This is a genomic window from Streptomyces violascens (assembly GCF_014649955.1).
In the GTDB taxonomy this organism is placed as follows: domain Bacteria; phylum Actinomycetota; class Actinomycetes; order Streptomycetales; family Streptomycetaceae; genus Streptomyces; species Streptomyces violascens.
This window is the reverse complement of record NZ_BMUA01000006.1, coordinates 46,701-72,713: the sequence shown is the minus strand read 5'-3', so window position 1 is coordinate 72,713 and position 26,013 is coordinate 46,701. Positions and strand designations below refer to the sequence as shown.

Below are 26,013 nucleotides of genomic sequence, written 5' to 3'. Positions count from 1 at the left end.
CGGCCGGACGGGGTGGGAGCGATGGGCATGGGCGTACGGATCAGGCGGGCGGAGCGGAGCGACGAAGCGGCGGCGGTACGCATCCTCGACGCGGCGTTCATCGACGACCCGGTGAGCAGCTGGGTGCTGCCCGACGCGGCGCGGCGGCGCGAGGTGCACCACCGCCTGATGGAGGCCTTCTGCCGGCTCTCCTTCGCCGAGGGCCATGTGGACATCACCGAGGACGGCGCGGCGGTCGCGCTGTGGATCGACGTCCCGGCCGAGCCGCACGAACCGGAGGAAGGCGACGACGGGCCCGCGCAGCTGCGGGCCTTCGTCGACCCCGGCAACGAGCGGGTCGAGCAGATCGCGCACCTGATGGCCGGCATCCATCCGCAGGGCCGCGCCCACGCGTACCTCTGGATGGTCGGGGTGGTCCCGGACCGGCAGGGCGAGGGCCTGGGCGCCGCGCTGATCACTTCCGTACTGGAGCGGTGCGACCGGGAGGGCCTGCCCGCCTATCTGGAGGCGAGCAGCGAGCGCAGTCCCCATCTGTACCGGCGCCTCGGCTTCGCCCCGCTCGGCGAGCCGGTGCGGCTGCCGGACGGGCCGCTGGTCCACCCGATGTGGCGCGAGCCCAGGGCCTGAGGTCCTGGCGGGGCTCAGTCCGGGACGATGCGGGAGACGATGAGGTCGACGAGCCGGGAGGTCTCCTTGTCGGCCGACTCCCGTTCGTGGGCGCTCTGTTCGGGATCGTCGCCGAACACCCCCGGCAGCGTGAAGACCTCGACGAGCAGCCCGTTGACCGCGAAGTGGAGCAGCCGGACGGTGTCGGGGTCGCCGGGCAGCCCGGACTCCACGTGGAAGCGGATGTTCGCCTCCAGGTCCGCGCGGATCGCCCGGGTCAGCTCCGTCCGCAGCGCGGGCCGCCGGGTGGCTTCGAGGCGCAGCTCCAGCATGGCGAGGTACCCGGTGCGTTCGGCGGTCATCCGCCGCACCACCCAGTGCATCAGGGAGGCGATCAGTGCGCGCGACGGCCCGGGCCGCATCACCTCGGCGACCTCGTCCGGATCCGGTGCCATGCGCACGTGGATGTGCCGGCCGGCCTGCGTGAACAGGTCGTCCCGGCTGGCGAAGTAGTTGGACGAGGTGCCCGCGGGCACGCCCGCCTCCGCGTCCACGGCGCGAAAGGTCAGCCCGCGCGCTCCTTCGCGCGCGAGCACTTCGATCGCCGCGTCGACCAGCGCGGTTCTGCGTTCGGGGTTTCTGACCATGCGGGAACTCCTGGAGGGCAATAGGGGGTTGCGCAACCACTACACCTGAAGCACTATAGCTGTCGTGGTTAGCGCGGAAGAGCCACGCCCCCGAGACTCAAGAGGTCGGTTTGCGCAAGCTCTCGTACTTCATCGGCATGTCCCTCGACGGCTTCATCGCGGGTCCCGATGACGAGGTCCAGTTCCTGATGGACCACCTGTCCCCGGCGTACCTCGAATACCTGAAGACGGAGTGGCCGGAGACGCTGGCGACCGCCGGCCGGCGGCACTTCGGCTGCGACGACGCCGAGAACACCCACTACGACACCGTCCTGATGGGCCGCGCCACCTACGGCCTGGGCCTCAAGGACGGCATGGTCGACCCGTACGCCCACCTCAAGACGTACGTCTTCTCGCGCAGCCTCGCCGAATCCCCGCACCCCGCGGTCGAGTTGGTGGCCGGCGACCCGGTCGCCAAGGTGCGCGAGCTCAAGCGGCAGGACGGCCTCGGCATCTGGCTGTGCGGCGGCGGCAACCTCGCCGGCCAGCTGGCCGAGGAGATCGACGAGCTGGTCATCAAGACGTACCCGGTGCTCGCGGGCGACGGAATCCGGGTCGTGTCGGGCGAATTCGGCCCCCGCCCGTACGAGTTGACCGGGTCCCGGTCGTTCGACAATGGTGCGGTCGTCTCGAAGTACGCAAGGAAGCGGTAACGCTCATTTCGGTCACCCCCTGTGACGAACAGGAGGGTGCGCCGCTAATCTCCGCCCATGACACCACAGTCATGGGCGGGTTGGTACCGGGACCGCCTAGGATCCGAAGCGCTGACGATCACCACTGACGGGACGCAATTGCGGACCCGGATCAGGGGGGTCGATTTCGCCGGAGCGAGCTTTGACTCGCTCGGCCCGGTACCGGGGATACCGACGGAGAGCGGCACTTTCGCGCTCGACGGCGGGAACCTTCGTGACTTCGTAATGGAATGGGACATGCCCGTGCCCGTCGCCTCGGACGACGGCGCCGTCCAGCAGGCCACCCTCAGCTGCCTGCTCTCCCTCAAACCGCCGGAGCCCGACCTCGGGGTCGCCCTGCACTTCGGGGGAGCGGTGTATGCCAGCGGGCGCGCCGAGCTCGACTTCGGCTCGGTCCTCGACGACATCCGGCGCCAACTCCCGTACGGCTGGGGCCTCCAGCCGTCCCCACTGGACGCCATCTGATCCCCTTCCTCCACTGTTCCTCCCGCGGCCGCCGCGCATCGGGGAGTCCTCGGGACTCCGTGGTGCGGGGCGGCCGCTCTGCCATGTGCGGGAGCCCGCTCCGCGGAATGGGCCTTCCTCGGCTTCGTGTTGTTCTACTACTATGCGAACAAGGAGGCTTCGATGAATCGTGTCCGGTACCGCCTGATGGCCCTTGCCGTGCTGCCGTTCCTGCTTGCCATGGCCGTCGACCTGACGGCGTTCGCGCTCCTTCGTGACCGGCTGCCCGACCGGCTGGCGAGCCACTTCACCGCGAGCGGCAGTTCCGACGACACCCAGAGCCACACCTCGTACCTGGTCCTCGTCCTCGTGATGCACATCGGGCTCGCCGCCCTGTGGGCCGTCGTCGCACGGACCGGGGACGCGGCCGTGCGGGGGCTGCGGTGGATGGTCTGGGTCGGGTACGCGGTAGCGGGCCTTGTCGGCTATCTGATGGTCGCCGTCCTGGTCGCCAACGCCGACGCGGCCGACCCCGGGCGGGTGCGGATGCCGCTGTGGCAGCTGGTCATCGGGGCGGGCTGCGGCGCTCTCGCGGCGGGGATCGGCCGGCTGCTCCTGCTGACCGTGTCGATGCCCGCCCCTCTGCCGTCGCCCGGCCCCGGCGAGCCGGAGCGGCTCGACCTCGCGGAGGGCGAAGTGGCCGGCTGGATGCGCCGGGCGCCCTCGCGGGTGCTGCTCGGGACGGGCCTTGCGATGATCGCCACGGCGCTCGTCCTGCTGTACGCGGGCGGAACGCGCCACGCCCTCGTCGCCCTTGGCGGCGCGCTGATCTGCCTCGCGTTCTCCTGCCCGTACGTCACTGTCGACCGCCACGGCCTGACCGCGCGGCCGACCGTACTGCCCTGGCCGCGGATCCGCGTGCCGCTGTCGGACGTCGACCGGGCGATCAGCCGCGAGATCAAAATCCTCGCGGAGTACGGGGGCTGGGGCTACCGGATGCGTCCGGGCAAGACGGGCCTGATGCTGCGCTCGGGTGAGGCGCTCGTCGTGCGGCGCGCGGGGGGCCGCGAGTTCGCGGTGACGGTGGACGACTCGGCGACGGCCGCCGCGCTGCTCAACACGCTGGCCGACCGCGAGGGGGCGAAGCGCTGATGTCCTTCACTCCGTCCGGCCGTGCGACCAGGAGGCGCTGATGCTGTTCCGGGTGGACCCCGCGTCGCCGCAGCCGCTGGGCGACCAGATCGCGGCATCGGTGCGCCGGGCGATCGCCGAGGGCAAGGTGACCCCCGGCGAACGCCTCCCGTCGGCCCGCTCCCTTGCGGACTCCCTGGGCGTCAACCTCCATACGGTGCTGAGGGGCTACCAGCGCCTGAGGGAGGAGGGCCTGATCGAACTCCGCCGGGGCCGGGGCGCGGTGGTCGTGGACGACACGTCCGCGCGCGGCCGCGCGTCCCTGATGCTGAGGGTGCGCGAACTGGTCGACCAGGCAAGGGAGTTGGGGCTCACGGAGGAGGAGGTCGTGGGGCTGGTGAGGGAGGGGCTGGCGTAGAGGCGGAGCTAGTACGTCTGGAGCTCGACCAGGTTTCCGTCCGGATCGAGCACGTGCGCCGCACGCAACCCGGGCCCCCACTCGGGCATGTCGCGAGCCGGGGCCGCGACGACGCCCCCCGCCTGCGCGCAGAGCGCAACCGCGGAGTCGAGCGCATCGCGCGACGCCACGTGAATGACCAGCGACCCGCCCCCGCGAGGCACGACGTCCTCGCCGAGCGAGGCGACCATCGCGGACCGGGTGAACAGGGCGAGCGCGGTCCGGCCGTCGGCGGCGTCCCAACTGGCGTAGCCGGACGATGCGTTGCCCCGGGCGAGAGCGCAGCCGGTGAGCCCGGGCAGCACGGCATCGTAGAAGCGGAAGGCGTCTTCGTAGCGGTCGACAAGGAGCCGTGGGTAGGGAGGTTCCAGGGGTTCCATGACCTCGAACCTAACCCGGAAGATGACCTTCCGCGGTGTGCCAGTAGTCACGCGTCTCGACCGCGAGCCCGTCCGCGCCGAAGCGTACGAACACGCAGCCCGCGAGGGTGACGGGTGCCTCTCCCTCGAAGGCGAGCACCCGGAACTCGGCGACGGCGAGCCGGTCTCGACCGACCACCGGTTCACCGAACCGCACCTCCTGGACCCGTTCCCCCTCGAACGACCGGCGGAGATAGTCGGCGAGCTCAGCCCGCCCCCGGTGCGGAGGCCGGAACGGCATGGAGGTGTGGACGATGTCGTCGGCGTAGAGCTCCAGGATGGCGTCGACGTCGTGCCGGGCCCAGCCGGCTTCCCAGGTGGTGACGAATCGCTGCGCGGCGGCTGCGAGATCGAGGTCGGCCATGCCGTCGAGTATCCCTGCGCGGCTCAGCCCCGGAGGGCGTGCTGCTCGGCGATCAGCAGGGCGCAGGCCATGGATTCGGCCGCCGCCGAGTCGACCTCGACGTCGTACCGCACCCCGAGGTGTACGGAGTCGGCCTGGCCGCGGGCCATGCCGGGGACGCGGTCGCCGCGGGCGGTCTCGCGCCCGGCCGCGGTGTCGGGGTCGCAGCGCACCGCGACCCAGAGCACGTCGAGCCCGTCGAGGGCATGGAGCCAGCGCTTCTGCCCGTCGGCGCCGTCGAGGAACACCTCGTCGAGGACGACCCGGGCGCCGGCCCGCACCATGGCGGCGACCCCGTGCCGCCAGGCGTCCGAGAGCCGCCGGTACTCGGGCCCCACGGTCACCGTGCCGTCGGCCCCGATGCGGAGCCCGCCCTCGCCGTCGCGGAGCGAGGCGGGCATGGCCGCGTCGACCGAGTCGACCCCGAACGTCAGCCAGGCCCCGGGCAGCACGGCCTGCAGACACCGGGCGATCCCGGACTTCCCGGAACTGGACCCGCCGTTGAGCACGATCACCCGACACCGCGGCATGCCTGTCTGATCCATCACGGGCGCCAACATAAGCGGCCGCCCCTTCCCCGGCCAACCGATTTCCGCCCAGCCTGCGCGGATGCGGCGAATCCTGATGGCCGGGGTGACGAGATCCGGCAAATCAACCCTGGCGCGCGCGGTGAGCAGGCGCCTGGAGATCCCGTACGACGACATGGACGAGCTGTACTTCGGCGGTCCGAGGTGGGCTCGGAACTCCCAATTCGCCACCCGGACACGGGAAATAGCCGCCTCTCCGGCCTGGATCTTCGACTCCGTGAAACGCCGGCGGACCGGTTCACCCGGCACGAAGCCCCTAGAGGCAGCGTGCGGCCCGTGCCGAAGCCTCCCGTTTCGCCCCGCCGAGGACCCTGCACTTCACGACACCGAAGGAAACGGAGAGGTGGCTGCGCACGCTGGAGGGCCCGTAGCCCGGCCCTTCCCGGCCGGCACCGCACTCCCGTACGATGTCGATCAAGGCGGGGTCGTAGCACAGAGGTAGTGCGCCTACACAGCATGGAGGAGGACGCCGGTTCGAATCCGGCCGCCCCGCCCCTCTTCTTACGCTCCGCTTCTCACGCCCCGACACGTCGTGCGACGGCAGCGAAGAGGCCCGGCGGGTGAACCCGGCCGGGCCTCTTCTTCGTCCACTTCCACCTGCGCGTTCACCGAACGCGTTCGGCTTCGCGGACTTGGCCCGGTGTCAGGCCTTCTTGGTCTCCCAGAAGATGCGGTCGATCTCGGCGATGAGGTCGAGCGCCTTCTGGCCGGTCGCCGGGTCGGTCGACGCCTTGGCGGCCGAGAGGGCCTTCAGGGTGTCGTTGACCAGCTGGTGCAGCTCCGGGTACTTCTCGAAGTGCGGCGGCTTGAAGTAGTCGCTCCACAGCACCGACACGTGGTGCTTGGCGAGCTCCGCGCGCTGTTCCTTGATGACCACGGCACGGGCACGGAAGTGCGCGTCCTCGTTGGCCTGGAACTTCTCCTGAACGGCCTTGACCGACTCCGCCTCGATGCGGGCCTGGGCCGGGTCGTACACACCGCAGGGCAGGTCGCAGTGTGCGCTGACCTTCACCTTGGGGGCAAACAGGCGGGAAAGCATTGAGCTGTCCTTCCTCGTGATCGTCTTCTCAGGTGGGACATTACTCGGTGAGAGACGGGATTTCGCGGGTGCCCCCGTGGGCTTAGGTCAAAAGTCCAGGGTCACCATGGGACTCGTGGCGGAACGTACCGTGGGAGTGGCGGCGGGGTGCCGGTGGCCGGGAGGTGGGTGACGTATGACGGATGAGGGGCGGGAGCCGAGGGTGCCGCTGGGGATCGCCGAGGTCCTGGGGACCTCGATGGTTCCCACGCTGTTGCACGGCGATCAGCTGCTCGTGCATTACGGGGCCGAGCTGAGGGTGGGTGATGTGGCCGTGCTGCGGCACCCCTTGCAGCAGGATCTGCTCATCGTCAAGCGGCTCATGGAGCTGCGCGAGAGCGGCTGGTGGGTGCTCGGGGACAACGCGGACGACGAGGTCGTGGACAGCAGGGCGTTCGGCGCCGTGCCCATCGAGCTCGTGCTCGGCCGGGTGCGCGGGCGGTTCCGGCCGATGACGGCCGGACGCCGCCGCACCGTCGGCTACTTGGTGTCCTGGTTCGTCTCGTCGGTCAGGCCGGTGCTCTCCGACCGCTCGGTCTCCAGGCGCTTGCGGGCCCGGTAGGCGGCCACGTTCGCCCGGGTCGCGCAGCGGTCCGAGCAGTAGCGGCGCGAGCGGTTGGTCGAGGTGTCCAGGTAGGCGTTGCGGCACGGCGCCGCCTGGCACAGGCCGAGCCGGTCGACCCCGTACTCCGTGAGGTGGAAGGCCAGGCCCATGGAGGCGATCGCCGCATAGCCCGCCGTCGCGTTCGACGGGTGGTCGGCGAGGTGCATGTGCCACAGCGGGCGGTCGTCCTCGTCCCGGTGCTCGTGGCCCGACACCTGCGGGCTGACCGGGAACTCCAGGAGCAGCGAGTTGAGCAGGTCCACCGCCTGGACCTCCTCGCCGCCGTCCGCCGCCTCGAAGACCGCCCGCAGCCGGGCCCGTACCGAACGGAAGCGCGTCACGTCCGCGTCCGTCGCCCGGCGGGCCGCCGACTTGTTCCCGCCGAACAGTTCGCGCACCGCGTCGACCGAGGTCAGCGAGTCCTTGTTGCGGGCCGGCTCCTCGGTGTTGACCAGGCGCACGGCGTAGTCCGAGTAATAGGCCAGTTCCACTTGTAGTCCTTACGGCGGCGGTCTATGGTCTGGAGTGTTCACAGGTAACGGCTGGGTACCCTTCGAGGGTATTACAGAGTCGCTTCGTAGGAGGGATCGCGGTGTCGGAGACTGTCACTGGAGCCGGTGTGGGCGCCGACTGGCGGGGCTGGCAGAACAGCTGGGACCGGCAGCAGGAGTGGTACATGCCGGACCGCGAGGAGCGCTTCCGGGTCATGCTCGACATGGTCGAGGCCTGCGTCGGTCCCGCGCCGCGCGTGCTCGACCTCGCGTGCGGTACGGGGAGTATTACGGACCGGCTCCTCAAGAGGTTCCCGGACGCGGTCAGTACGGGGGTGGATCTCGACCCCGCGCTCCTCGCCATCGCCGAGGGCACCTTCGCCGGGGACCCGCGCGTCACCTTCGTGACCGCCGACCTCAAGGACGCGGGATGGGTCGAACTGCTTCCGTACGACTCCTACGATGCGGTCCTCACTGCCACCGCCCTGCACTGGCTGCACAGTGAGCCGCTCGCCGCGCTCTACGGGCAGGTCGCCGGGCTCGTCCGGGACGGCGGCGTGTTCATGAACGCCGACCACATGATCGACCCCGCCACCCCGCGCATCAACGCCGCCGAACGCGCCCACCGGCACGCCGGGATGGAGCGCGCCAAGGCGGCCGGCGCCGTCGACTGGGCCGACTGGTGGGCGCTCGCCGCCGAGGACCCGGTCCTCGCCGGGCCGACCGCCAAGCGGTACGAGATCTACGGCGAGCACGCCGACGGCGACATGCCCTCGGTCGCCTGGCACGCCGAAACCCTGCGCGCCGCCGGCTTCGCCGAGGCCCGTCCCGTATGGGCCTCGCCCTCGGACACGCTGCTCCTGGCGCTCAAGTAGCGGATGCGGAAGGGGGGTTATGGGCGCACGCCCATAACCCCCCTTTTTCTTGTGACGCGTTACAGCACCTTCGACAGGAACGACTTCGTCCGGTCGTGCTGAGGGTTCGTCAGAACATCGCGCGGGTTGCCCGCTTCGACCACCACGCCGTCGTCCATGAAGACCAGCGAGTCGCCGACCTCACGGGCGAAGCCCATCTCGTGGGTGACCACGATCATGGTCATGCCGTCCTCGGCGAGGCCGCGCATGACGTCCAGGACGTCGCCCACCAGCTCCGGGTCGAGCGCCGAGGTCGGCTCGTCGAAGAGCATCAGCTTCGGCTGCATCGCAAGCGCCCGGGCGATCGCCACGCGCTGCTGCTGGCCGCCGGAGAGCTGCGAGGGGTAGTTGCCCGCCTTGTCGGCGAGGCCGACCCGGTCGAGCAGCTTCAGCGCCCGCTCGCGGGCCACCGCCTTCGACTCCCGCTTGACCTGGACCGGCGCCTCCATGACGTTCTCCACGGCCGTCATGTGCGGGAACAGGTTGAAGCGCTGGAAGACCATGCCGATGTCCCGGCGCTTCAGGGCGACTTCGCTGTCCTTCAGCTCGTACAGCTTGTCCCCCTTCTGCCGGTATCCGACCAGATCGCCGTCGACGTACAGACGCCCGGCGTTGATCTGCTCCAGGTGGTTGATGCACCGCAGGAACGTCGACTTGCCGGAGCCGGACGGGCCGATCAGGCAGAACACCTCGCCCTCGGCCACCTCCAGGTCGATGCCCTTGAGGATGTGGGCGGGGCCGAACGACTTGTGGACGCCCTCCGCCTTGACCATCGGTTGTGCAGTCATGGGATCACCGCCGCCAGTTGGAGAGGGAGAGCAGGTTCGACTTGATGCGCTCCAGCGGCGTGGGCGGCAGGGCGCGCAGCGAACCGCGTGCGAAACGGCGTTCCAGGTAGTACTGGCCGACGCTGAACACGCTGGTCAGGGCCAGGTACCAGATCGAGGCGACGAAGAGCATCTCCATCACCGCGAACGAGGTCGCGGCGACGTCCTGGGCACTGCGCAGCAGATCCTGGTACTGGACGGCGACGACCAGGGACGAGGTCTTGAGCATGTTGATGAACTCGTTGCCCGTCGGCGGGATGATCACCCGCATCGACTGGGGCAGCACCACGCGGCGCATGGTCTGCATCTGCGTCATGCCGAGCGCGTGCGAGGCCTCGGTCTGGCCCTCGTCCACCGACTGGATGCCGGCCCGGACGATCTCCGCCATGTACGCGCCCTCGTTCAGGCCGAGGCCGAGCAGGGCGGCGAGGAACGGAGTCATGACCGCGGTCATGTAGTCCTTGTAGAACCCGAGGTTCAGGATCGGGAAGATCAGCGCCAGGTTGAACCAGATGAGGAGCTGTACGTAGACCGGGGTGCCGCGGAAGAACCAGATGTACAGCCAGGCGACCGAGCTGGTCACCGGGTTCTTCGAGAGCCGCATCACGGCGAACAGCACACCCAGCGCCAGGCCCACGGCCATGGAGACCACGCTGATGAGCACGGTGTGCCACAGGCCGGTCAGGATGCTGGAGTCGAACAGCTTGTCCGTGACGGTGGCCCAGCGCACATTGCCCTGGGCGAACGCGTACCCGAGCGCGCCGAGTACGGCGACGACGAGTACGGCGCTGACCCAGCGGCCGTAGTGGCGTACCGGGATGGCACGGATGATGTCCGGCGGGACCTGCTCCGGGGCGGCGTCCGCCGGACCGGAGGGGGTCTTGTCGAGCTTGTCAGTCACAGCGACTGCCCTTCAGTGGTGCGGGGGTCAGGAGCCGCCGTTGATGGCTGCCTTGGTGACGGCGCCCTGCGCGCCGCCCCACTTGTCGATCGCCGTCTTGTACGTGCCGTCCGCGATGATCGCGTCCAGCGCGGCCGAGAGGGCGTCGCGCAGCTGCGTGTTCTTCTTGTCCACCGCGATGCCGAAGGGGCCCGCGTCCGACTTGTTGGCGACCGCCTCGAAGTCGGCGCCGCCGCCCGCGGTCTTCGCGATGTACGCGGCGACGGGGGAGTCGTTCAGGTCGGCCACCGCGCCGCCGGCCTTGACGCGGGTCTGCGCCTCGGCGTCGGTGGCGTACGGCTCGAAGGTCAGCTCGCCCTTGCCGTCCGTCTTGCACTTGGCGGCGAGGTCCTTGGCGGCCTGCTCGTACGTGGTGCCGCGCTGCACGGCGATCTTCTTGCCGCAGAGGTCGTCGGTGGACTTGATGCCCTCCGGGTTGCCCTTCTTGACCAGGATGCCGGTGCTCGCCGTGTAGTAGTCGACGAAGTCGACGCCCGTACCGGTCTTCTTGCCGTCCTTGTCGAGGCCCTGCTGGCGGGCCTTGGTGTCGCTCACCGAGGACATGACCGCGTCGTAGCGGCCGGTCGGCAGCGCGCCCAGGAGGGTGTCGAAGGTGCCGCTGGTGAACTCGAACTTCACGCCGAGCTGCTTGCCGAGGGCGTCGGCGATGTCGGGGTCGATACCGACGATCTTCTCGCCCTGCTTGAACTCCATGGGGGCGTAGGTGGCGTCGGTCCCGACCTTGATGACGCCGGCCTTCTGGATGTTCGCGGGCAGCTTGGAGAAGAGCGGGGCGGACTTCGAGGCTCCGCCCGAGGACTCGGGGGCCGAGCCCTTCTTCGTCTGGTCACCGCAGCCGGTGACCAGCAGGGCGCCCGCGACCGCGATCGCGCCGACCGCGGCAATCCGGGACTTGGAGGCGGTCGTACGGCGGGTGGTGCTTGCGGTCATGGTCGGGTTCCTCCGGCAGATGTTGAGTGGAGTGGCCATGGAGTGCGTACAAAACGACGACGCACAGGTCCTGGGCGGTGGTCGTACACGCATCCTCGGGTGTCGCGACCGCGGTGTGAACCGCGTGTGAAGTCGCATCTTGCCATTCGGACCCCGGAAATCAGGGTCGCAGCGATGTCAAAATCGGATAACGGGTCACCCCCGAACCCCAACAAGCCGCTGCACCAAGGCCCACTTGGCCGGACCATGTGCGGGAAGTGTCCGCGGGGGCCGCAGATTCTCCGGTTCATCTCGCGTTGTGGACATGTTTCATGCCGCGTACGCGACTTGTCGTGACATCGCGCCAAGAGTCGTGTCACGGTACGGAGGCCGCTTGCGACGCAGTGTCGACGCTGGGCCAATATGGACTCGTCGGCGGACGTCGATGTCCGGTAAGAAGGATCCTTACACCCCTCATCCGGGGCTCAGGGCGCGTGTGCGGCGCGCCCGCGCGTACGTACCTCCACCCCGCGGGGCGGGCCAACCGCCCTCAGCGGGGAACGTACGCGGGTCCGCCCACCCCTCCTCAACAAGGAGTGGCCACCCTCAACTGATGAAGACTTAAGGGGTCAACACAATGGCAGCGGAGATCGTCAATCCTCGCAGCGACAGCACGGAGGGCTACGGAGATTCCGTCGATTCCTTCGACCCGGCCTTCGCGCTCCACCGGGGCGGCAAGATGGCCGTCCAGGCCACCGTGCCGATCCGTGACAAGGACGACCTGTCCCTCGCCTACACGCCGGGCGTCGCCAAGGTGTGCAGCGCGATCGCGGAGAACCCGGAGCTGGTCCACGACTACACCTGGAAGTCTCAGGTGGTCGCCGTCGTGACGGACGGTACGGCGGTGCTCGGGCTCGGTGACATCGGCCCGGAAGCCTCCCTTCCCGTGATGGAGGGCAAGGCGATCCTCTTCAAGCAGTTCGGCGGCGTCGACGCGGTTCCGATCGCGCTCGCGACCACCGACACGGACGAGATCATCGAGACCGTGGTCCGGCTCGCCCCGTCCTTCGGTGGGGTGAACCTGGAGGACATCTCCGCCCCGCGCTGCTTCGAGATCGAGCGCCGGCTGCAGGAGGCCCTGGACATTCCGGTCTTCCACGACGACCAGCACGGCACGGCCGTCGTCACTCTGGCCGCCCTGCGCAACGCCGCCAAGCTCACCGGACGCACCCTCGGTGACCTGCGCGCGGTGATCTCCGGCGCGGGCGCGGCCGGTGTCGCCATCGCCAAGTTCCTGCTCGAAGCGGGCCTCGGCGATGTGGCGGTCGCGGACCGCAAGGGCATCGTCAGCACGGACCGGACGGACCTGACGGACGTCAAGCGCGAGCTCGCCGAGCTCACCAACAAGGCGGGCCTGACCGGCTCCCTGGAGACCGCGCTGGCCGGCGCCGACGTGTTCATCGGCGTCTCCGGCGGTACGGTGCCCGAGCCCGCGGTCGCCTCCATGGCACCCGGTGCCTTCGTCTTCGCGATGGCCAACCCGAACCCCGAGGTGCACCCCGACATCGCGCACAAGTACGCGTCCGTCGTGGCCACCGGGCGCTCGGACTACCCGAACCAGATCAACAACGTGCTCGCCTTCCCCGGCATCTTCGCGGGCGCCCTCCAGGTCCGGGCCTCCCGGATCACCGAGGGCATGAAGATCGCCGCGGCGAACGCGCTGGCCGACGTCGTGGGCGACCAGCTCGCCGCCGACTACGTCATCCCGTCCCCGTTCGACGAGCGGGTCGCCCCGGCCGTCACGGCGGCGGTCGCGGCCGCCGCCCGCGCCGAGGGCGTGGCGCGCCGGTAGTACGTTCCGCGGTTTCACGGAGCCGTGCCGGGCTTTCCTCCGGGAGAGCCCGGCACGGCTTTTTCGTGGCGGTCTGCGGCGTGCGGGGTGTCACAGCCGTGGGAGGTTCCGGCGGCCGGGCCGCGCGCTCTAGGGTCAGGGCCATGTTCGCCGCCTACGCCGCCCGCATCGACCGTGACCAGCCGCTCAGCGGCCTCGAGTTGGGGGAGCGGCCGGCCCCCGAGGTACGCCCCGGCTGGACGCTCGTCGACGTACGGGCCGCCTCCCTCAACCACCACGACGTCTGGTCGCTGCGCGGGGTCGGACTCACCGAGGACAAGCTGCCGATGATCCTCGGCTGCGACGCGGCCGGGGTCGACCAGGACGGCAACGAGGTCGTCCTGCACTCGGTGATCGGCCAGACCGGCCACGGCGTCGGCCCCACCGAGGGCCGCTCGATCCTCACCGAGAAGTACCAGGGCACCTTCGCCGAACAGGTCGCCGTACCCACCTGGAACGTCCTGCCGAAGCCGAAGGACCTGAGCTTCGCGGAGGCGGCCTGCATGCCGACCGCCTGGCTGACCGCGTACCGGATGCTGTTCACCAACGCCGGGGTGCGGCCCGGGGATTCGGTCCTCGTGCAGGGCGCGGGAGGCGGCGTCGCCACCGCCGCGATCGTGCTCGGCAAGGCGGCAGGACTGCGGGTCTTCGCCACCAGCCGCGACGAGGCCAAGCGCAAGCGGGCCGTGGAACTGGGCGCGATCGAGGCGTACGAGCCCGGTGCGCGGCTGCCGCAGCGCGTCGACGCGGTGATCGAGACGGTGGGGGCCGCGACCTGGTCCCACTCGGTCAAGTCCCTGCGCCCCGGCGGCACTCTGGTCATCTCGGGCGCCACCAGCGGCGACCGCCCCGCGCACGCCGAACTGACCCGCATCTTCTTCCTTGAGCTCAAGGTCGTCGGCTCGACGATGGGCACGAAGGACGAGCTGGAGGACCTGCTCGCGTTCTGCTCGGCGACGGGCGTACGTCCCGTCATCGACGAGGTGCTCCCGCTGGACCGGGCGCGCGAGGGCTTCGAGAAGGTGGCGTCGGGGGACCTGTTCGGGAAGGTGGTCCTCACGGTGGGGTGAGGTGTGGCTGAGGGTGTGAACGGGGGCTGAAGGCCGCGGTTTCGCGCGTACGAGGCGTACTAGGTGTACGAGTGCGTATGCGAGGGGGCCGCGGCCTTTTGAATGGGCGCGATGTCAACCTGGGTTGACGACTGCCGGGTGTCAATGTAGGTTGACATCATGACCGAGGCCACCGATCTCGCCGCACGAGCCGGCGACCGCGACCCGAGGGTCGGACTGCGAGCCGTCGCCGCGCTGCGCCGGCTCCTGGAACAGCTCGAATCCGTACAGGTACGAAGCGCCCGCAATCAGGGCTGGTCATGGCAGGAGATCGCCGCCGAGCTGGGGGTCAGCCGACAGGCGGTCCACAAGAAGCACGGGAGGAATTGATGTTCGAGCGATTCACGACGGACGCCCGTGGGGTGGTGATCGGCGCGGTCGAGCACGCCTCGCGTGCGGGGTCCCCGGTGGTGACCGAGGAGCACCTGCTCCTGGCCCTCCTCGACCGCGAGGGCGGCAAGGCGGCCTTCGCGCTCACCTCCCTCGGCGTCACCGACCGGCGCGCCGAGGTCGTCGAGGCGCTGGCCGCCGCGCGGCGCCGGGGTGGCATGTCCAAGGCGGACGAGGACGCGCTGGCCGGGCTCGGCATCTCCGTCGAGGAGATCGTGGCCCGGGTGGAGGAGACCCACGGGCCGGGTGCGCTGGCCGGCACGGAGCGGGGCAAGGCGTGGCCCTCGGGGCGGCCGTCCTTCACGAAGGGCTCCAAGAAGGTCCTTGAGAAGTCCCTCAGGATGGCTCTGGCCCGCAAGCAGAAGCACATCGGGGACGAGCACTTGCTGTTGGCGCTCGCTGCGATGCCGGGGATGGCGGGGGAGGTTCTTGCCGAATTCGGGGGGACGTACGGGGGTGTGGAGAGGGTGTTGTTCGGGGTGGGGGGTTAGGGAGCGGGGAGGGAGGGGCAGGGCTCGTTTCCCGGGGCTGCGCCCCAGCCCCCTGCGGGGACTCCGTCCCCTGCACCCTGCCAAGGCCTCAGGGGCCAGGGGGCCCCATGACAGGCTGCAGCTGCCCGCCCCTGCCAGGGGCGGGCAGCTGTGACACGTGCGGCTCCGCCGCGTGGGTGCGACGGGGAGTGCCGGGTGCCCTACAGGGGCGCGGGGAACGGCGCGATCAGCCACTCACGGTCCGCGGACGAAGGCGGGGCCGGGGCGGAGCCCTCGGGGTCTGGGGCGGAGCCCCAGGTGGATCGGGGCCCACCCCACCCCGCTAGCGCCGGCGCGGGCGCAGGGTCGCTGCGATGTGGGTCGCCGCCCGGGCCAAGTGGGCGCGGGCCTCGGCCAGTTGGGGGCCCGTCACCCCGTGATCCCGGGCCGTATCCCTGATGTCGTCCCGGAAGCGGTCGAGCAGCCGGTCGAGATCCCGCGCCGGGTCACCGGACGGCTCCTCCCGCGCCCACTCCGGCTCGGGCCCGGCCTCGGCATCCGGCTTCGCCAGGTCCACCCGCTCGACGGTGACCTCCTCCTCGGGGGCCGGGGGCTGGCCGAACCCGAAGCGGCCCAGCTCCTTGGTGATCTCCGCGAGCCCCTCGCGTACACCCGTCGGCCAGTCGCCCCGCGCAAAGTGCTCCTGGACCTGGCGCTGGACGTCCCGGGCGACGCGCTGCATCTCCTCGCGCGCCTTGTCCTGGGCCTCCTTGGCCTGGCGGCGGGCCTGCTGGGCCTCGTCGCGGGCCCGCCGGGACTCGTCCTTCGCCCGGCGCGCCTGCTCCTTCCACTCCTGCTTGGCGCGCTTGAACTCCTCCTTGGCCTGCTGCCAGGCCTCGCCGTCGCCCCACGCGCTGTCGAAGAAGTCGGAGGCCTCGGGGAACCCCTTCCGGGCGCCCCGGCCGGCGCCCGCGGAGGCCTGACCCGTACGGGCTTCGCGGGCCGCGCGGCGCATGTCGTCGCGGAGGCTGCCCGCCGCGCCGCGTACGTCGTCGCGGATCTCGGCGGCGAGTTCGGAGACGGACTCGCGGATTTCCAGCTCCAGATCGGCCAGTTCACCTCCCCGGCCCGCCAACTCCGCGCGGCCCGCATCGGTGATCGAGTAGACCTTGCGGCCGCCCTCGGTGGTGTGCGTGACGAGCCCCTCGGCCTCCAGCTTGGCGAGCCGCGGGTAGACGGTGCCGGCGCTGGGCGCGTACAGCCCCTGGAAGCGCTCTTCAAGCAGCCGGATCACCTCGTACCCGTGGCGCGGCGCCTCGTCGAGCAGCTTGAGGAGGTAGAGACGGAGGCGGCCGTGGGCGAAGACGGGGGGCATGTCAGAGCACCTTCTTGGTCGAGCCGGCCGAGCCGGACTGGTCGTCGGCGGGAGAGGACGCGTCCGCAGGGCCCGACCCCTCGGGCGCAGCGCCCTCAGGCGCAGAAGCATCCAGCGCGGAGGCATCCGGCCCCGAGGTGTCGGGTCCCGAGGCATCCGGCCCCGAGGCCCGCGGCCCCGGAGCCGCGTCCTCGAACGGCGGCTCTTCGTCCGCCGGCCTGCGCAGGAGCGCTATCGACCCGGAGACCGTCGTCGCCCTGAGCGTGCCGTTGCCCGCCCCCAGCGTGCCGGTGATCTTCTTCGCGCCCCACTGCCCGCTGATCCGCAGGTCCTCGAAGGCGCTGGAGACGGCCCCGCTCGCGGTGTTCGCCTCGACGTGCGCGTCGGCCGGGTGCGGCAGTCGGATGGCGACCTCGCCGGACACCGTGGTCAGCCGGATGTCGGTGGCCTTCACGCCCGGGTCGAGATCGAGCAGCATGTCGCCGCTGACCGACTCCGCCGCCACACGGCCCCCGGCCCCCTCGATGACCGTCAGATCGCCGGAGACCGACTTGAAGCGGAGCTCGCCGGTGACCGCCTGGGCCTCCAGGTTGCCGGTGACGCTCTCCGCGCGGACCGGCCCCGCGAGCTTGACGAGAGTGGTGTCACCGCTGACGCCGCGCACCTCCGTACGCCCCCGGATCCCGGAGACCACGGAGCCCGCGCCGATCATGCCGACCTCGACGTCCGCGTCGGCCGGTACCGCGAGCGAGACCACCGCGCTGCGGTTCCAGCCCTTGCGGTCGAGCCACTTGAACAAGCCGCGCCAGGGCAGGTCCTCGTAGGCGACGGTGAGCGTGGACCCGTTCCGCGTCACGATCAGCGGTGGCCCATCGACGGACGAGATCTCCAGGCGGGCGGAACTTTCCTCGGTGCCCACGACGTTCACCGTTCCGTTGACGATGCGCACCTGGAGCTTCGTCACCGGCCCGTCGGCCTCGTCGAAGGTGAGCTTCCGCGAGTCTGGGACGGCCCACGTGGACTCGGACATGTGCTGACCTCCTGGGCGCTGCGAGTGGGTCGTGCGAGTGGGTCCTGCGAGTCGGCACTGCCAAAGGTGCCTACCCGCGAAGGGTGCGTATTCCAAGACGCAACATATCGCGTCTCTCGTTAGACACGATATATCGCGGTTGGGGAAAGTCAAGGGGTGGCCCCAGCGGTTCGATATGGCTCCCTGCCGTGCGTATATGGATGGATACGGTGAAATCGGGCCAAGCATGCCCTAGCGTATGGATCATGCGCGTCGCCCCTCCCGCCGCCCCCGGAGCCCTGCTCCTCTGCCGCGCCGAACCCCCGGCGGTCCGCCCGGTCGCCCATCTGCTGCGCGAGCGGATGCTCCTCGCCCCGGCGGGCGACGGCTGGAGCGTGCTCGTCCCCGCGGCCAAACCCTGGCTGACCGGCACCGACCCCGTCGACCAGGTGCTCGCGGGCTGGGCGGGCGCGCTCACGGTCGGCGCGGGCTGGCCCGCGATCGCGCTGTGGTGGGACGACGCCCGGGCGGGATACACCCTGGCCTCGGGCTTCCGCCGTACGGTCGGCTACGTCTGGCTCACCGACGGCACCCCGGTCGGCGAGGGCGAGGCGATGCGCACGTTCGCGGCACGCCTGGGGCTCGACCCCGTACTCGACGTGGAGGCGCTCGACGGTCTGACCCGGCCCGATTCGGCCGCCGACGCCCGGGCCCGGCTCCTCGGCCTGATCGCGATCCTGGCCCGCACGGGCGTTGCCCTGCCCGCCGGACTCACCCCGGGCGAACCGACCGACCGCCTGCGTTCGGTGGCCGCCGCGCAGGGCGCCGAGACGATCGAGTGGTCCGGCTGGCGCGACGCGGTACGCGCCGAACTCGACGCGGTCGAGGAAAGCCCGCTCGGCCCGTGGGTCCGCGGCCCCAAGGCCCGCCTCCTGGGTGCCGCCCAACTCGCCGCCGGCATCCCGCTCACGGTCTGGGGCCTCAAGCGCCACAGCGGCGGGTGGACGACAGCGGGCTCGATCCTCATCGCCCACGGGGTGCTGAGCCTCGCGTACGACCGGATGCGCGCCCGGCCCGGCTGTTGACGCGTATTACGCGTTGCGGCTCATCCGTCGAACTCCGGCGCCGCTCGGCTCACTCGTCCTCGTCCTCGTCGTCCAGCCGCGCCAGCCACGTGGCGAGCCGCTCGACCGGAACCTCGAAGTCCGGGTTCAGGTCGACGAAGGTACGCAACTGCTCGGCGAGCCACTCGAAGGTGACCTCCTCCTCGCCGCGCCGCTTCTCCAGCTCCTCGATGCCGCGGTCGGTGAAGTACACAACTTGCTCCTGGGACGTACCGGATGTTCGCCCTTCAGCGTATCCGGCGGCCGCCGGGCCCTGCTCCCGGTCCTTTGCGACCGCCTTGAAGCCTCATGGGTCGAGCATCGGCTCGCCGCTGGTGGCTTCCGATCGTTTTGCGTTCCAGGGAGGGGGATTCGGTGAAGATTCAGCTGTTCAAAATGCGGCACATGGTGCTGGTCAGTACCGGTGCCGTCGCACTTCTCGGCTGGACCGGCGTCCACGAGTCCGCGAAAGCCGATGACGCAGGCCCGGTCGGCTCCTTTGTGATGTACGCGATTCTCGCGATCGCCGCCGTCTTCGTGGTGCAGCGCTGTCTGCTGCTGCCCTCGAAGGTGTGGGTGCGCTTCGACGACGGCTCGCTGTCGTGGCGGACCCACAAGTCGCTGATCGCGCAGGAGGTCTCGCCGTCCGGGACGGTGGCCCTCGACGACGTCGTATCCGCGGCCGTGATCGTGCAGCACCCCACCTCGCGGGTGCTGTGGAACCGGCGCCAGGTCGAAATGCGGTCGGTCCGGCTGGAGTTGAGGGACGGCGAGCACGTCGTGCTGCCGATCCGGGGACGGCGTCATGCTCCCGGCCCGGGCCACCGCCGCCAACGTGAGCGCCGATTCCCCGCTCCAGCGGCTCGTCGCCGAACTGCGGCGCCAGCACCCCGAGCTTGCGTCCGGGCTCGCCGTGCCGACCATGTGAGCCGCCCCCAGGATTCCCCGGACGGATACGGCAGCCGTGATCGGGATCTGACAGGCGCCGCACAGCGTTGTGTGAGTACGGGACGGCTGACGGAGGAGGCTTCGGATGTTCGGTGGGCTCGACGAGCTCTTTGCGCCCGCGCGACGGCACACGGAAGAGGAGCGCCGACGGCAGGAGATCACGCTCGACGAGGTCGGTGACTCCGACCCCGGGCGCGGTCCGATAGACCTGGCCAGCGGCAGCGTGGTCATACGCGTGCCCCCGACCGGGGGCGCCGATCACGAGGACGAGGGCGAAGAAGAGGATTAGGGGGTGTCCGATGGGTCAGGGCCGCGACCCCGGCCATGACCCATCGGACACCCCCTAGGCGCGCCGAAGGGCCCGGCATCCCCACCAACTCGGGATGCCGGGCCCTTCACATGCGTACGACGAGAGCTGCGTACGGCACGAGGTGCGGGCCGGGCCTCGGAAGGCCTGGCCCGCTCGGAGGCCTAGGCCTCGAAGACCTCGTTCACCAGCTGCTCCTGCTCCTGCTCGTGGCGCTTCTTCGAGCCCACCGCCGGGGACGAGCCGTGCGGGCGCGAGATGCGGCGCAGGCGCTCGCCGTGCGGCACGTCCGCGCCGACGGCCAGGTCCAGGTGGTCGATCAGGTTGAGCGCGATGAACGGCCAGGCACCCTGGTTCGCCGGCTCCTCCTGGGCCCACAGGTACTTTTCGGCGTTCGGGAACTTGGCGATCTCCGCCTGGAGCTCGGCACCCGGCAGCGGGTACAGGCGCTCGATGCGGATGATCGCCGTGTCGTTCGCGCCGCGCTTCTCGCGCTCGGCGGCCAGGTCGTAGTAGACCTTGCCCGCGCAGAAGACGACCTTGCGGACGGCGGCCGGGTCCACGTGCTCGTCGCCGATCACCGGGCGGAAGCCGCCGTTGGTGAACTCCTCGGCCTTCGACGCCGCCGCCTTCAGACGCAGCATCGACTTCGGGGTGAAGACGATGAGCGGCTTGTGGTGCGGGTTGTGGACCTGCCAGCGCAGCAGGTGGAAGTAGTTCGACGGCAGCGTCGGCATGGCGACCGTCATGTTGTTCTGCGCGCACATCTGGAGGAAGCGCTCCGGGCGGGCGGACGAGTGGTCCGGGCCCTGGCCCTCGTAGCCGTGCGGGAGCAGCAGGGTGACGCCGGAGGTCTGGCCCCACTTCTGCTCCGCCGACGAGATGAACTCGTCGACCACCGTCTGGGCGCCGTTGACGAAGTCGCCGAACTGCGCCTCCCACATCACCAGGGACTCGGGACGGGCCAGCGAGTAGCCGTACTCGAAGCCCATCGCCGCGTACTCGGAGAGCAGCGAGTCGTAGACGTTGTAGCGCGCCTGGTCCTCGGAGAGGTACATCAGCGGCGTGTAGTCCTCGCCGGTGACCTGGTCGACCAGGACCGCGTGGCGCTGGCCGAAGGTGCCGCGGCGGGTGTCCTGGCCGGAAAGACGGACCGGGACGCCCTCCATGAGCAGCGAGCCGATGGCCAGGGTCTCGCCCATGCCCCAGTCGATCGTGCCGTCCTCGACGGAGGCGGCGCGGCGCTGCATCTGCGGCATCAGACGCGGGTGGACGGTGATCCGCTCCGGGATGTTCACCTGCGACTCGGCGATGCGCTTGACGATCTCCTGGGAGACCGCCGTGGTGACCGCGACCGGGAACTGGGCCTGCGGGTCGGTCGAGTGGATCTCGCCCGGCGCCGAGGTGGTGGCCTCGCGGACCTCCGCGAACACCTTCTCCAGCTGGCCCTGGAAGTCCTGCAGGGCCTGCTCGGCCTCTTCCAGGGTGATGTCGCCGCGACCGATGAGCGACTCGGTGTAGAGCTTGCGCACCGAGCGCTTCTTGTCGATCAGGTTGTACATCTGCGGGTTGGTGAACTGCGGGTTGTCGCCCTCGTTGTGACCGCGGCGGCGGTAGCAGATGAGGTCGATCACGACGTCCTTGTTGAACGTCTGGCGGAACTCGAAGGCGAGCCGCGCGACGCGGACCACGGCCTCCGGGTCGTCGCCGTTCACGTGGATGATCGGCGCCTCGATCATGCGGGCCACGTCGGTGGCGTACATGGACGAGCGCGACGACTCCGGGGCGGCGGTGAAGCCGACCTGGTTGTTGATCACGATGTGGACCGTGCCGCCGGTGCGGTAGCCGCGCAGCTGCGACATGTTCAGGGTCTCGGCGACGACACCCTGGCCGGCGAAGGCCGCGTCACCGTGCAGGGCGACCGGCAGGACCGTGAAGTCCGTGCCGCCCTTGTTGATGACGTCCTGCTTGGCGCGGGCGACACCTTCGAGGACCGGGTCGACGGCCTCCAGGTGCGAGGGGTTCGCGACGAGCGAGACCTTGATCTGCTCGCCGTCCAGACCGGTGAAGGTGCCCGAGGCGCCCAGGTGGTACTTCACGTCGCCGGAGCCGTGCATCGACTTCGGGTCGAGGTTGCCCTCGAACTCGCGGAAGATCTGCGCGTACGACTTGCCGACGATGTTGGCGAGCACGTTCAGGCGGCCGCGGTGGGCCATGCCGATGACGACCTCGTCCAGGCGCGACTCGGCGGCGCTGTCGATGACGGCGTCGAGCAGCGGGATGACCGATTCGCCGCCCTCGAGGGAGAAGCGCTTCTGGCCGACGTACTTGGTCTGCAGGAACGTCTCGAACGCCTCGGCCGCGTTCAGGCGGCGCAGGATGCGCAGCTGCTCCTCGCGCTCCGGCTTGGAGTGCGAGCGCTCGACGCGGTCCTGGATCCACTTGCGCTGCTTGGGGTCCTGGATGTGCATGAACTCGATGCCGGTGGTGCGGCAGTACGAGTCGCGCAGCACGCCGAGGACGTCGCGCAGCTTCATCAGGGACTTGCCGGCGAACCCGCCGACCGCGAACTCACGCTCCAGGTCCCACAGGGTGAGGCCGTGCTCGGTGATGTCCAGGTCGGGGTGCTTGCGCTGGCGGTACTCCAGCGGGTCGGTGTCGGCCATGACGTGGCCGCGGACCCGGTAGGAGTGGATCAGCTCGAAGACGCGGGCGGCCTTCGTGACGTCGTCGTCGTGCGAGGCGTCGATGTCCTTGAGCCAGCGGACCGGCTCGTAGGGGATGCGCAGCGCCTCGAAGATGTCGTCGTAGAAGCCGCTGTCGCCGAGCAGCAGGTTGGCGACGATGCGCAGGAACTCGCCGGAGGCGGCACCCTGGATGACGCGGTGGTCGTACGTCGAGGTGAGGGTCATCACCTTCGAGATGCCCAGCTTGTTCAGGGTGTCCTGCGAGGTGCCCTGGAACTCGGCCGGGTAGTCCATCGAGCCGACGCCCATGATGACCGACTGACCGGGCATCAGACGCGGCACGGAGTGCACGGTGCCGAGGCCGCCGGGGTTGGTCAGCGAGACGGTGACGCCCGTGAAGTCGTCCATCGTCAGCTTGTTGTTCCGGGCCCGGCGGACGATGTCCTCGTACGCCTGCCAGAACTCGAAGAAGTTGAGCGTCTCGGCCTTCTTGATGCCGGCGACGACGAGCTGGCGGTCGCCGTTGGGCTTCACCAGGTCGATGGCGAGGCCGAAGTTCACGTGCTCCGGCTTGACCAGGGTCGGCTTGCCGTCCTTCTCGACGAACGCGTAGTTCATCGACGGCATGGCCTTGATCGCCTGCACCATCGCGTACCCGATGAGGTGGGTGAAGGAGACCTTCCCGCCCCGGGCGCGCTTGAGGTGGTTGTTGATGACGATGCGGTTGTCGAACAGCAGCTTCACCGGGACGGCGCGGACGGACGTGGCCGTCGGCATCTCCAGCGAGGCGTTCATGTTCTTGGCGACCGCGGCGGCGGGGCCGCGCAGCGTCACGAATTCAGGACCGGCCGGGGCTTCGGTGGCCCCGGCAGGCTGTGCGGCGGGCTTGGCGGGCGCGGCAGCAGCCGCGGGCTTCGCCGGAGCCGGAGCCGGGGCAGCGGCCGGAGCCGCAGCCTTGGCCGGTGCCGGAGCGGCGGCCGGGGTGGCCGGCGCCGCGGGTGCCGGTGCGGCCTGGGCCGGTGCGGCGGGTGCGGCCGGGGCAGCGGCCGCAGGCGCGGCTACCGCAGCCCCCGCGGCTGCGGCAGGGACACCTGCCGCGGGCTTGTCCGCCGTGCCGGTGGCACCCGGCTTGTAGTCGGCGAAGAAGTCCCACCAGGCACGGTCGACCGAATTGGGGTCCTGGAGGTACTGCTGATAGATCTCGTCGACAAGCCACTCATTGGCACCAAAGCCGGCCGCAGGGTTCTTGCCCTGCCCGTCTTGGTCGGTCGAGACGCTCGAATTACTGGGGGACTGAGACGACACGGCGGTAACCGCCCTCTTCCGCTTCACAAGGTGATGGACAGCGGAAATAAAGGCTACGCCTCCCCGGCCGGGACGTGCAGGCCGGGCATGCCACAGTCGTGTAAGTCACACCGGAACCCGGGTTTCGGGGCGTGAAATGGCGGGAAACAAGCGTGGTTCCGCTGCTGCGCGAGCCAGTTCGGGTACGCGACAGTGCGGCTACGGCCTCCTGGCCCGCACCCCTGAACGACCGCTTCTGCTGATGACCACGCAGAACGGCTGCTTCCGGTTCGAACTTTACGTCAACTTTGCTGGCGCGGGGTGCCCGGGAGGGTGACCTGGATCCGGCAGCCGCGTGCGGATTCGGCCACGCCGATCCGGCCACCGTGAAGATCCACCGCCCAGCGCGCGATCGCGAGGCCGAGCCCCGTACCGCCGTCGCTGCCGGGTCCGTGCGGGGAGGGCGCCGCGCCGCGGTTGAACCGCTCGAAGACCCGGTGCCACTCGGACTGCGGGATGCCCGGGCCCTCGTCCAGGACCTCCAGATCCAGCGACTCGGGCTGGGGGCCGCGGCGGGCCCGTACGGTCACGCGGCCGTGCGGCGGGGAGTGCTTGACGGCGTTGTCGATGAGATTTGCCACTACCTGGTGCAGCCGCTCGGCGTCCGCGTGCGCGGTCAGCTCGGGCGGCGAGACGTCCAGGTGGAGGTGGACGTCGGCGCGCTGGTGGTTGCCCGAGCCGGAGGACAGCTTGCGCTGGGCGGCCGCCAGATTGGCTTCCTTGAGGACGCCCGACAGATACGGCCAGACCTCGAAGCGGTGGGCCCGCAGCGTCACCACGCCGTTGTCCAGGCGGGACAGGTCGAGCAGCGTCTCGACCAGGCGGCCCAGGCGCTCGGTCTGCTTCAGGGCCGTACGCATCGTCTCCGGGTCGGCCGCGGAGACGCCGTCCACGACGTTCTCCAGGACCGCGCGCAGTGCCGCGATGGGTGTGCGCAGCTCGTGCGAGACATTTGCCACGAGTTCCTTGCGGTGCCGGTCCACGGCCTCCAGATCGTCCGCCATGCGGTTGATCGTGCCCGCGAGGTCGCCGAGCTCGTCGCGACGGTCGGCGCCGCGCACCCGGCGGGTGTAGTCCCCGTGCGAGATGGCGCGGGCGACGGTGTTCATCTCGTCCAGCGGGGCGGTGAGCCCGTGCGCGACGAACTGGGTGATCAGCAGGGTCGCTATCACCGAGAAGACGGTGATGAAGCGGAGCTCGGTGCGGGTCTGCAGGGCCACCATGAGCAGCCCGGTCGTGATGAAGACGGAGACCACGACCAGCGTGCCGAGTTTGGTCTTGATCGATATGGAGACCGACCGGAGCCCCGCCACGACCTGGCCGAGCAGTACGCGCCTGGCCCTGGCCCATCGGCCGCGCCTGGCCGGCTCGTCCCAGCCGGGCCGCTCGCCGCTGCCGCGCAGCTGCCGGGCCCGGTCTCCGGCCCGGCTCATGGCGCCGGGGTCTCCAGCGCGTAGCCGACGCCGTGGACCGTACGGATGCGCTCGGCCCCGATCTTCCGGCGCAGCGCCTTGATGTGGCTGTCCACGGTGCGGGTGCCGGACGCGTCGGCCCAGTCCCACACCTCGGCGAGCAGCTGCTCGCGGGACAGCACGGCGCGCGGCGTGTTCGCCAGGCAGCTGAGCAGGTCGAACTCGGTCGGCGTCAGGTGGACGTCCTCGCCGCGGACCCGTACCCGGCGCTGCGCGTGATCGATCTCCAGCTCGCCGAGGCGCAGTATGCCCGTGCGCGGCGTGGTCGCGGCGAGCGCGGCCCGCTCCACCCGGCGCAGCAGGACGTGCACCCGGGCCGCCAGCTCGCGCATCGAGAACGGCTTGGTCATGTAGTCGTCCGCGCCGACGCCGAGCCCGACGAGCATGTCCGTCTCGTCGTCGCGGGCCGTCAGCATGAGGACCGGCACGGGCCGCCGGGCCTGGACCCGGCGGCAGACCTCCAGGCCGTCGAAGCCCGGCAGCATGATGTCGAGGACCATCAGGTCCGGCTGCCAGGCCTCGGCCGTGTCGACGGCGGCGGGGCCGTCGACGGCCGTCTGCACCTGGAAGCCCTCGGCCCGCAGACGGGCCGCGATGGCGTCGACGATCGTCGTGTCGTCCTCGACGACCAGCACCCTGCGCTGGGCGCCGGGGGTCGCCGCGACGCCGTTGTTGCCGGTGTGTGTCTGCTCCATCGGT

The 26,013-nt window shown here is 70.3% G+C and carries 30 protein-coding genes and 1 tRNA gene; 15 read left to right on the top strand and 16 right to left on the bottom strand.

All coding sequences use genetic code 11. The annotated features are described in order from the left end of the window. Window positions 1-27: 27 nt before the first annotated feature. Window positions 28-627, top strand: a complete 600-nt coding sequence (locus tag IE206_RS15215; RefSeq protein ID WP_189962689.1) for a GNAT family N-acetyltransferase — start codon at window positions 28-30, stop codon at window positions 625-627. 14 nt (window positions 628-641) lie between these two features. On the opposite strand, the gene IE206_RS15210 is transcribed toward IE206_RS15215, so the two are convergent. Continuing rightward, window positions 642-1,253 (bottom strand): TetR/AcrR family transcriptional regulator, encoded by a 612-nt coding sequence (locus IE206_RS15210; protein ID WP_189962688.1) that lies wholly within the window; start codon window positions 1,251-1,253, stop codon window positions 642-644. A gap of 110 nt (window positions 1,254-1,363) precedes the next feature. On the opposite strand from IE206_RS15210, the gene IE206_RS15205 reads away from it, so the two are divergent. The 4 genes from IE206_RS15205 (at window position 1,364) to IE206_RS15190 (ending at window position 3,977) form a co-directional block, all read left to right on the top strand. Beyond that, complete coding sequence (locus tag IE206_RS15205; protein WP_189962687.1) at window positions 1,364-1,945, top strand: dihydrofolate reductase family protein; 582 nt, start codon at window positions 1,364-1,366, stop codon at window positions 1,943-1,945. A 57-nt stretch (window positions 1,946-2,002) separates the two neighbouring features. Further along, complete coding sequence (locus tag IE206_RS15200) at window positions 2,003-2,449, top strand: DUF6304 family protein (protein ID WP_189962686.1); 447 nt, start codon at window positions 2,003-2,005, stop codon at window positions 2,447-2,449. A 162-nt stretch (window positions 2,450-2,611) separates the two neighbouring features. Continuing rightward, window positions 2,612-3,580: a DUF1648 domain-containing protein gene (locus tag IE206_RS15195; RefSeq protein ID WP_189962685.1), complete on the top strand. Its 969-nt coding sequence runs from the start codon at window positions 2,612-2,614 to the stop codon at window positions 3,578-3,580. Window positions 3,581-3,620: 40 nt separating this feature from the next. Beyond that, window positions 3,621-3,977, top strand: coding sequence for a GntR family transcriptional regulator (locus tag IE206_RS15190; protein WP_189962684.1), 357 nt, complete (start codon window positions 3,621-3,623; stop codon window positions 3,975-3,977). Window positions 3,978-3,985: 8 nt separating this feature from the next. On the opposite strand, the gene IE206_RS15185 is transcribed toward IE206_RS15190, so the two are convergent. Genes IE206_RS15185 through cpt form a run of 3 tightly spaced genes read right to left on the bottom strand, consistent with a single transcriptional unit; the run spans window position 3,986 to window position 5,383 of the window. Beyond that, window positions 3,986-4,396, bottom strand: a complete 411-nt coding sequence (locus IE206_RS15185) for a VOC family protein (RefSeq protein ID WP_226599871.1) — start codon at window positions 4,394-4,396, stop codon at window positions 3,986-3,988. Window positions 4,397-4,406: 10 nt separating this feature from the next. Further along, window positions 4,407-4,799: a nuclear transport factor 2 family protein gene (locus tag IE206_RS15180; RefSeq protein WP_189962683.1), complete on the bottom strand. Its 393-nt coding sequence runs from the start codon at window positions 4,797-4,799 to the stop codon at window positions 4,407-4,409. Between the two features lie 23 nt (window positions 4,800-4,822). Further along, entirely contained in the window at window positions 4,823-5,383 is a 561-nt protein-coding gene (gene cpt / locus IE206_RS15175; RefSeq protein ID WP_226600040.1) for a chloramphenicol phosphotransferase CPT, read from the bottom strand. A 461-nt stretch (window positions 5,384-5,844) separates the two neighbouring features. Between cpt and IE206_RS15170 the strand changes: the two genes are divergently transcribed. Further along, a tRNA-Ala gene (locus IE206_RS15170) sits at window positions 5,845-5,919 on the top strand. A 149-nt stretch (window positions 5,920-6,068) separates the two neighbouring features. Here the strand turns inward: IE206_RS15170 and sodN are convergent. Next, a complete protein-coding gene (gene sodN / locus IE206_RS15165; RefSeq protein ID WP_053730656.1) occupies window positions 6,069-6,464 on the bottom strand; it encodes a superoxide dismutase, Ni in 396 nt (131 codons plus the stop codon). A gap of 175 nt (window positions 6,465-6,639) precedes the next feature. On the opposite strand from sodN, the gene sodX reads away from it, so the two are divergent. Continuing rightward, complete coding sequence (gene sodX / locus IE206_RS15160) at window positions 6,640-7,065, top strand: nickel-type superoxide dismutase maturation protease (RefSeq protein WP_189962682.1); 426 nt, start codon at window positions 6,640-6,642, stop codon at window positions 7,063-7,065. Here sodX and IE206_RS15155 read toward each other — a convergent pair. Next, window positions 6,984-7,598, bottom strand: a complete 615-nt coding sequence (locus IE206_RS15155; RefSeq protein ID WP_189962681.1) for a CGNR zinc finger domain-containing protein — start codon at window positions 7,596-7,598, stop codon at window positions 6,984-6,986. The two genes, sodX and IE206_RS15155, sit on opposite strands and share 82 nt — an antisense overlap. A gap of 185 nt (window positions 7,599-7,783) precedes the next feature. On the opposite strand from IE206_RS15155, the gene IE206_RS15150 reads away from it, so the two are divergent. Further along, window positions 7,784-8,473, top strand: a complete 690-nt coding sequence (locus tag IE206_RS15150; protein ID WP_189962875.1) for a class I SAM-dependent methyltransferase — start codon at window positions 7,784-7,786, stop codon at window positions 8,471-8,473. Between the two features lie 59 nt (window positions 8,474-8,532). On the opposite strand, the gene IE206_RS15145 is transcribed toward IE206_RS15150, so the two are convergent. Genes IE206_RS15145 through IE206_RS15135 form a run of 3 tightly spaced genes read right to left on the bottom strand, consistent with a single transcriptional unit; the run spans window position 8,533 to window position 11,230 of the window. Further along, a complete protein-coding gene (locus IE206_RS15145; RefSeq protein ID WP_053730660.1) occupies window positions 8,533-9,300 on the bottom strand; it encodes an amino acid ABC transporter ATP-binding protein in 768 nt (255 codons plus the stop codon). A 4-nt stretch (window positions 9,301-9,304) separates the two neighbouring features. Beyond that, window positions 9,305-10,240, bottom strand: coding sequence for an amino acid ABC transporter permease (locus IE206_RS15140; protein ID WP_189962680.1), 936 nt, complete (start codon window positions 10,238-10,240; stop codon window positions 9,305-9,307). A 27-nt stretch (window positions 10,241-10,267) separates the two neighbouring features. Continuing rightward, the gene (locus IE206_RS15135) at window positions 10,268-11,230 is read right to left on the bottom strand and encodes an ABC transporter substrate-binding protein (protein ID WP_189962679.1); all 963 of its coding nucleotides are present in this window, start codon (window positions 11,228-11,230) and stop codon (window positions 10,268-10,270) included. A 616-nt stretch (window positions 11,231-11,846) separates the two neighbouring features. On the opposite strand from IE206_RS15135, the gene IE206_RS15130 reads away from it, so the two are divergent. The 4 genes from IE206_RS15130 to IE206_RS15115 all read left to right on the top strand — a co-directional run bounded on the left by IE206_RS15130 (window position 11,847) and on the right by IE206_RS15115 (window position 15,090). Continuing rightward, the gene (locus tag IE206_RS15130) at window positions 11,847-13,061 is read left to right on the top strand and encodes an NAD(P)-dependent malic enzyme (RefSeq protein WP_189962678.1); all 1,215 of its coding nucleotides are present in this window, start codon (window positions 11,847-11,849) and stop codon (window positions 13,059-13,061) included. A gap of 143 nt (window positions 13,062-13,204) precedes the next feature. Continuing rightward, window positions 13,205-14,170 carry a zinc-binding dehydrogenase gene (locus IE206_RS15125; RefSeq protein WP_189962677.1) on the top strand — a complete coding sequence of 322 codons (966 nt, stop codon included), beginning with the start codon at window positions 13,205-13,207 and terminating at the stop codon, window positions 14,168-14,170. A 159-nt stretch (window positions 14,171-14,329) separates the two neighbouring features. Further along, entirely contained in the window at window positions 14,330-14,539 is a 210-nt protein-coding gene (locus IE206_RS15120; protein WP_053730665.1) for a helix-turn-helix domain-containing protein, read from the top strand. Further along, the gene (locus tag IE206_RS15115; RefSeq protein WP_189962676.1) at window positions 14,539-15,090 is read left to right on the top strand and encodes a Clp protease N-terminal domain-containing protein; all 552 of its coding nucleotides are present in this window, start codon (window positions 14,539-14,541) and stop codon (window positions 15,088-15,090) included. The genes IE206_RS15120 and IE206_RS15115 overlap by 1 nt, the downstream gene beginning before the upstream one ends. Window positions 15,091-15,412: 322 nt before the next feature. On the opposite strand, the gene IE206_RS15110 is transcribed toward IE206_RS15115, so the two are convergent. Together IE206_RS15110 and IE206_RS15105 are read right to left on the bottom strand one after the other, a co-directional pair. Further along, a complete protein-coding gene (locus IE206_RS15110) occupies window positions 15,413-16,444 on the bottom strand; it encodes a PadR family transcriptional regulator (RefSeq protein ID WP_189962675.1) in 1,032 nt (343 codons plus the stop codon). A 1-nt stretch (window position 16,445) separates the two neighbouring features. Beyond that, entirely contained in the window at window positions 16,446-17,474 is a 1,029-nt protein-coding gene (locus tag IE206_RS15105) for a DUF4097 family beta strand repeat-containing protein (protein WP_189962674.1), read from the bottom strand. A gap of 245 nt (window positions 17,475-17,719) precedes the next feature. Here IE206_RS15105 and IE206_RS15100 point away from each other — a divergent pair, with 245 nt between their 5' ends. Further along, window positions 17,720-18,538 (top strand): hypothetical protein, encoded by an 819-nt coding sequence (locus IE206_RS15100; RefSeq protein WP_189962673.1) that lies wholly within the window; start codon window positions 17,720-17,722, stop codon window positions 18,536-18,538. 49 nt (window positions 18,539-18,587) lie between these two features. On the opposite strand, the gene IE206_RS15095 is transcribed toward IE206_RS15100, so the two are convergent. Both IE206_RS15095 and IE206_RS15090 read right to left on the bottom strand, forming a co-directional pair. Then, window positions 18,588-18,770 (bottom strand): DUF6104 family protein, encoded by a 183-nt coding sequence (locus tag IE206_RS15095; RefSeq protein WP_003961784.1) that lies wholly within the window; start codon window positions 18,768-18,770, stop codon window positions 18,588-18,590. 169 nt (window positions 18,771-18,939) lie between these two features. Further along, window positions 18,940-19,260 (bottom strand): hypothetical protein, encoded by a 321-nt coding sequence (locus tag IE206_RS15090; protein ID WP_189962672.1) that lies wholly within the window; start codon window positions 19,258-19,260, stop codon window positions 18,940-18,942. A gap of 101 nt (window positions 19,261-19,361) precedes the next feature. On the opposite strand from IE206_RS15090, the gene IE206_RS43165 reads away from it, so the two are divergent. Further along, the gene (locus IE206_RS43165; RefSeq protein ID WP_264198747.1) at window positions 19,362-19,484 is read left to right on the top strand and encodes a hypothetical protein; all 123 of its coding nucleotides are present in this window, start codon (window positions 19,362-19,364) and stop codon (window positions 19,482-19,484) included. A 105-nt stretch (window positions 19,485-19,589) separates the two neighbouring features. After that, window positions 19,590-19,793, top strand: coding sequence for a DUF6191 domain-containing protein (locus IE206_RS15085; RefSeq protein WP_189962671.1), 204 nt, complete (start codon window positions 19,590-19,592; stop codon window positions 19,791-19,793). A 182-nt stretch (window positions 19,794-19,975) separates the two neighbouring features. Here IE206_RS15085 and IE206_RS15080 read toward each other — a convergent pair whose 3' ends face one another. The 3 genes from IE206_RS15080 to IE206_RS15070 all read right to left on the bottom strand — a co-directional run bounded on the left by IE206_RS15080 (window position 19,976) and on the right by IE206_RS15070 (window position 26,009). Then, complete coding sequence (locus tag IE206_RS15080; RefSeq protein ID WP_189962670.1) at window positions 19,976-23,803, bottom strand: multifunctional oxoglutarate decarboxylase/oxoglutarate dehydrogenase thiamine pyrophosphate-binding subunit/dihydrolipoyllysine-residue succinyltransferase subunit; 3,828 nt, start codon at window positions 23,801-23,803, stop codon at window positions 19,976-19,978. 281 nt (window positions 23,804-24,084) lie between these two features. Beyond that, window positions 24,085-25,275, bottom strand: coding sequence for a HAMP domain-containing sensor histidine kinase (locus IE206_RS15075; protein WP_226599869.1), 1,191 nt, complete (start codon window positions 25,273-25,275; stop codon window positions 24,085-24,087). Beyond that, on the bottom strand, window positions 25,272-26,009 hold the full coding sequence (locus IE206_RS15070) for a response regulator transcription factor (protein WP_189962669.1): 738 nt from the start codon (window positions 26,007-26,009) through the stop codon (window positions 25,272-25,274). The genes IE206_RS15075 and IE206_RS15070 overlap by 4 nt, the downstream gene beginning before the upstream one ends. Between the last annotated feature and the right edge of the window lie 4 nt (window positions 26,010-26,013).

Bases quoted from the DNA above. Each gene is read 5' to 3' on its own strand.
- IE206_RS15150 (WP_189962875.1), top strand. From the start codon at position 7,784: ATGCCGGACCGCGAGGAGCGCTTCCGGGTCATGCTCGACATGGTCGAG.
- IE206_RS15195 (WP_189962685.1), top strand. From the start codon at position 2,612: ATGAATCGTGTCCGGTACCGCCTGATGGCCCTTGCCGTGCTGCCGTTC.
- IE206_RS15135 (WP_189962679.1), bottom strand. From the start codon at position 11,230: ATGACCGCAAGCACCACCCGCCGTACGACCGCCTCCAAGTCCCGGATT.
- sodX (WP_189962682.1), top strand. From the start codon at position 6,640: ATGACGGATGAGGGGCGGGAGCCGAGGGTGCCGCTGGGGATCGCCGAG.
- IE206_RS15070 (WP_189962669.1), bottom strand. From the start codon at position 26,009: ATGGAGCAGACACACACCGGCAACAACGGCGTCGCGGCGACCCCCGGC.
- IE206_RS43165 (WP_264198747.1), top strand. From the start codon at position 19,362: ATGCTCCCGGCCCGGGCCACCGCCGCCAACGTGAGCGCCGATTCCCCG.
- IE206_RS15115 (WP_189962676.1), top strand. From the start codon at position 14,539: ATGTTCGAGCGATTCACGACGGACGCCCGTGGGGTGGTGATCGGCGCG.
- IE206_RS15130 (WP_189962678.1), top strand. From the start codon at position 11,847: ATGGCAGCGGAGATCGTCAATCCTCGCAGCGACAGCACGGAGGGCTAC.
- sodN (WP_053730656.1), bottom strand. From the start codon at position 6,464: ATGCTTTCCCGCCTGTTTGCCCCCAAGGTGAAGGTCAGCGCACACTGC.
- IE206_RS15210 (WP_189962688.1), bottom strand. From the start codon at position 1,253: ATGGTCAGAAACCCCGAACGCAGAACCGCGCTGGTCGACGCGGCGATC.
- IE206_RS15125 (WP_189962677.1), top strand. From the start codon at position 13,205: ATGTTCGCCGCCTACGCCGCCCGCATCGACCGTGACCAGCCGCTCAGC.
- IE206_RS15110 (WP_189962675.1), bottom strand. From the start codon at position 16,444: ATGCCCCCCGTCTTCGCCCACGGCCGCCTCCGTCTCTACCTCCTCAAG.
- IE206_RS15145 (WP_053730660.1), bottom strand. From the start codon at position 9,300: ATGACTGCACAACCGATGGTCAAGGCGGAGGGCGTCCACAAGTCGTTC.
- IE206_RS15120 (WP_053730665.1), top strand. From the start codon at position 14,330: ATGACCGAGGCCACCGATCTCGCCGCACGAGCCGGCGACCGCGACCCG.
- IE206_RS15190 (WP_189962684.1), top strand. From the start codon at position 3,621: ATGCTGTTCCGGGTGGACCCCGCGTCGCCGCAGCCGCTGGGCGACCAG.
- IE206_RS15105 (WP_189962674.1), bottom strand. From the start codon at position 17,474: ATGTCCGAGTCCACGTGGGCCGTCCCAGACTCGCGGAAGCTCACCTTC.
- IE206_RS15215 (WP_189962689.1), top strand. From the start codon at position 28: ATGGGCGTACGGATCAGGCGGGCGGAGCGGAGCGACGAAGCGGCGGCG.
- cpt (WP_226600040.1), bottom strand. From the start codon at position 5,383: ATGGATCAGACAGGCATGCCGCGGTGTCGGGTGATCGTGCTCAACGGC.
- IE206_RS15075 (WP_226599869.1), bottom strand. From the start codon at position 25,275: ATGAGCCGGGCCGGAGACCGGGCCCGGCAGCTGCGCGGCAGCGGCGAG.
- IE206_RS15200 (WP_189962686.1), top strand. From the start codon at position 2,003: ATGACACCACAGTCATGGGCGGGTTGGTACCGGGACCGCCTAGGATCC.
- IE206_RS15085 (WP_189962671.1), top strand. From the start codon at position 19,590: ATGTTCGGTGGGCTCGACGAGCTCTTTGCGCCCGCGCGACGGCACACG.
- IE206_RS15185 (WP_226599871.1), bottom strand. From the start codon at position 4,396: ATGGAACCCCTGGAACCTCCCTACCCACGGCTCCTTGTCGACCGCTAC.
- IE206_RS15180 (WP_189962683.1), bottom strand. From the start codon at position 4,799: ATGGCCGACCTCGATCTCGCAGCCGCCGCGCAGCGATTCGTCACCACC.
- IE206_RS15100 (WP_189962673.1), top strand. From the start codon at position 17,720: ATGCGCGTCGCCCCTCCCGCCGCCCCCGGAGCCCTGCTCCTCTGCCGC.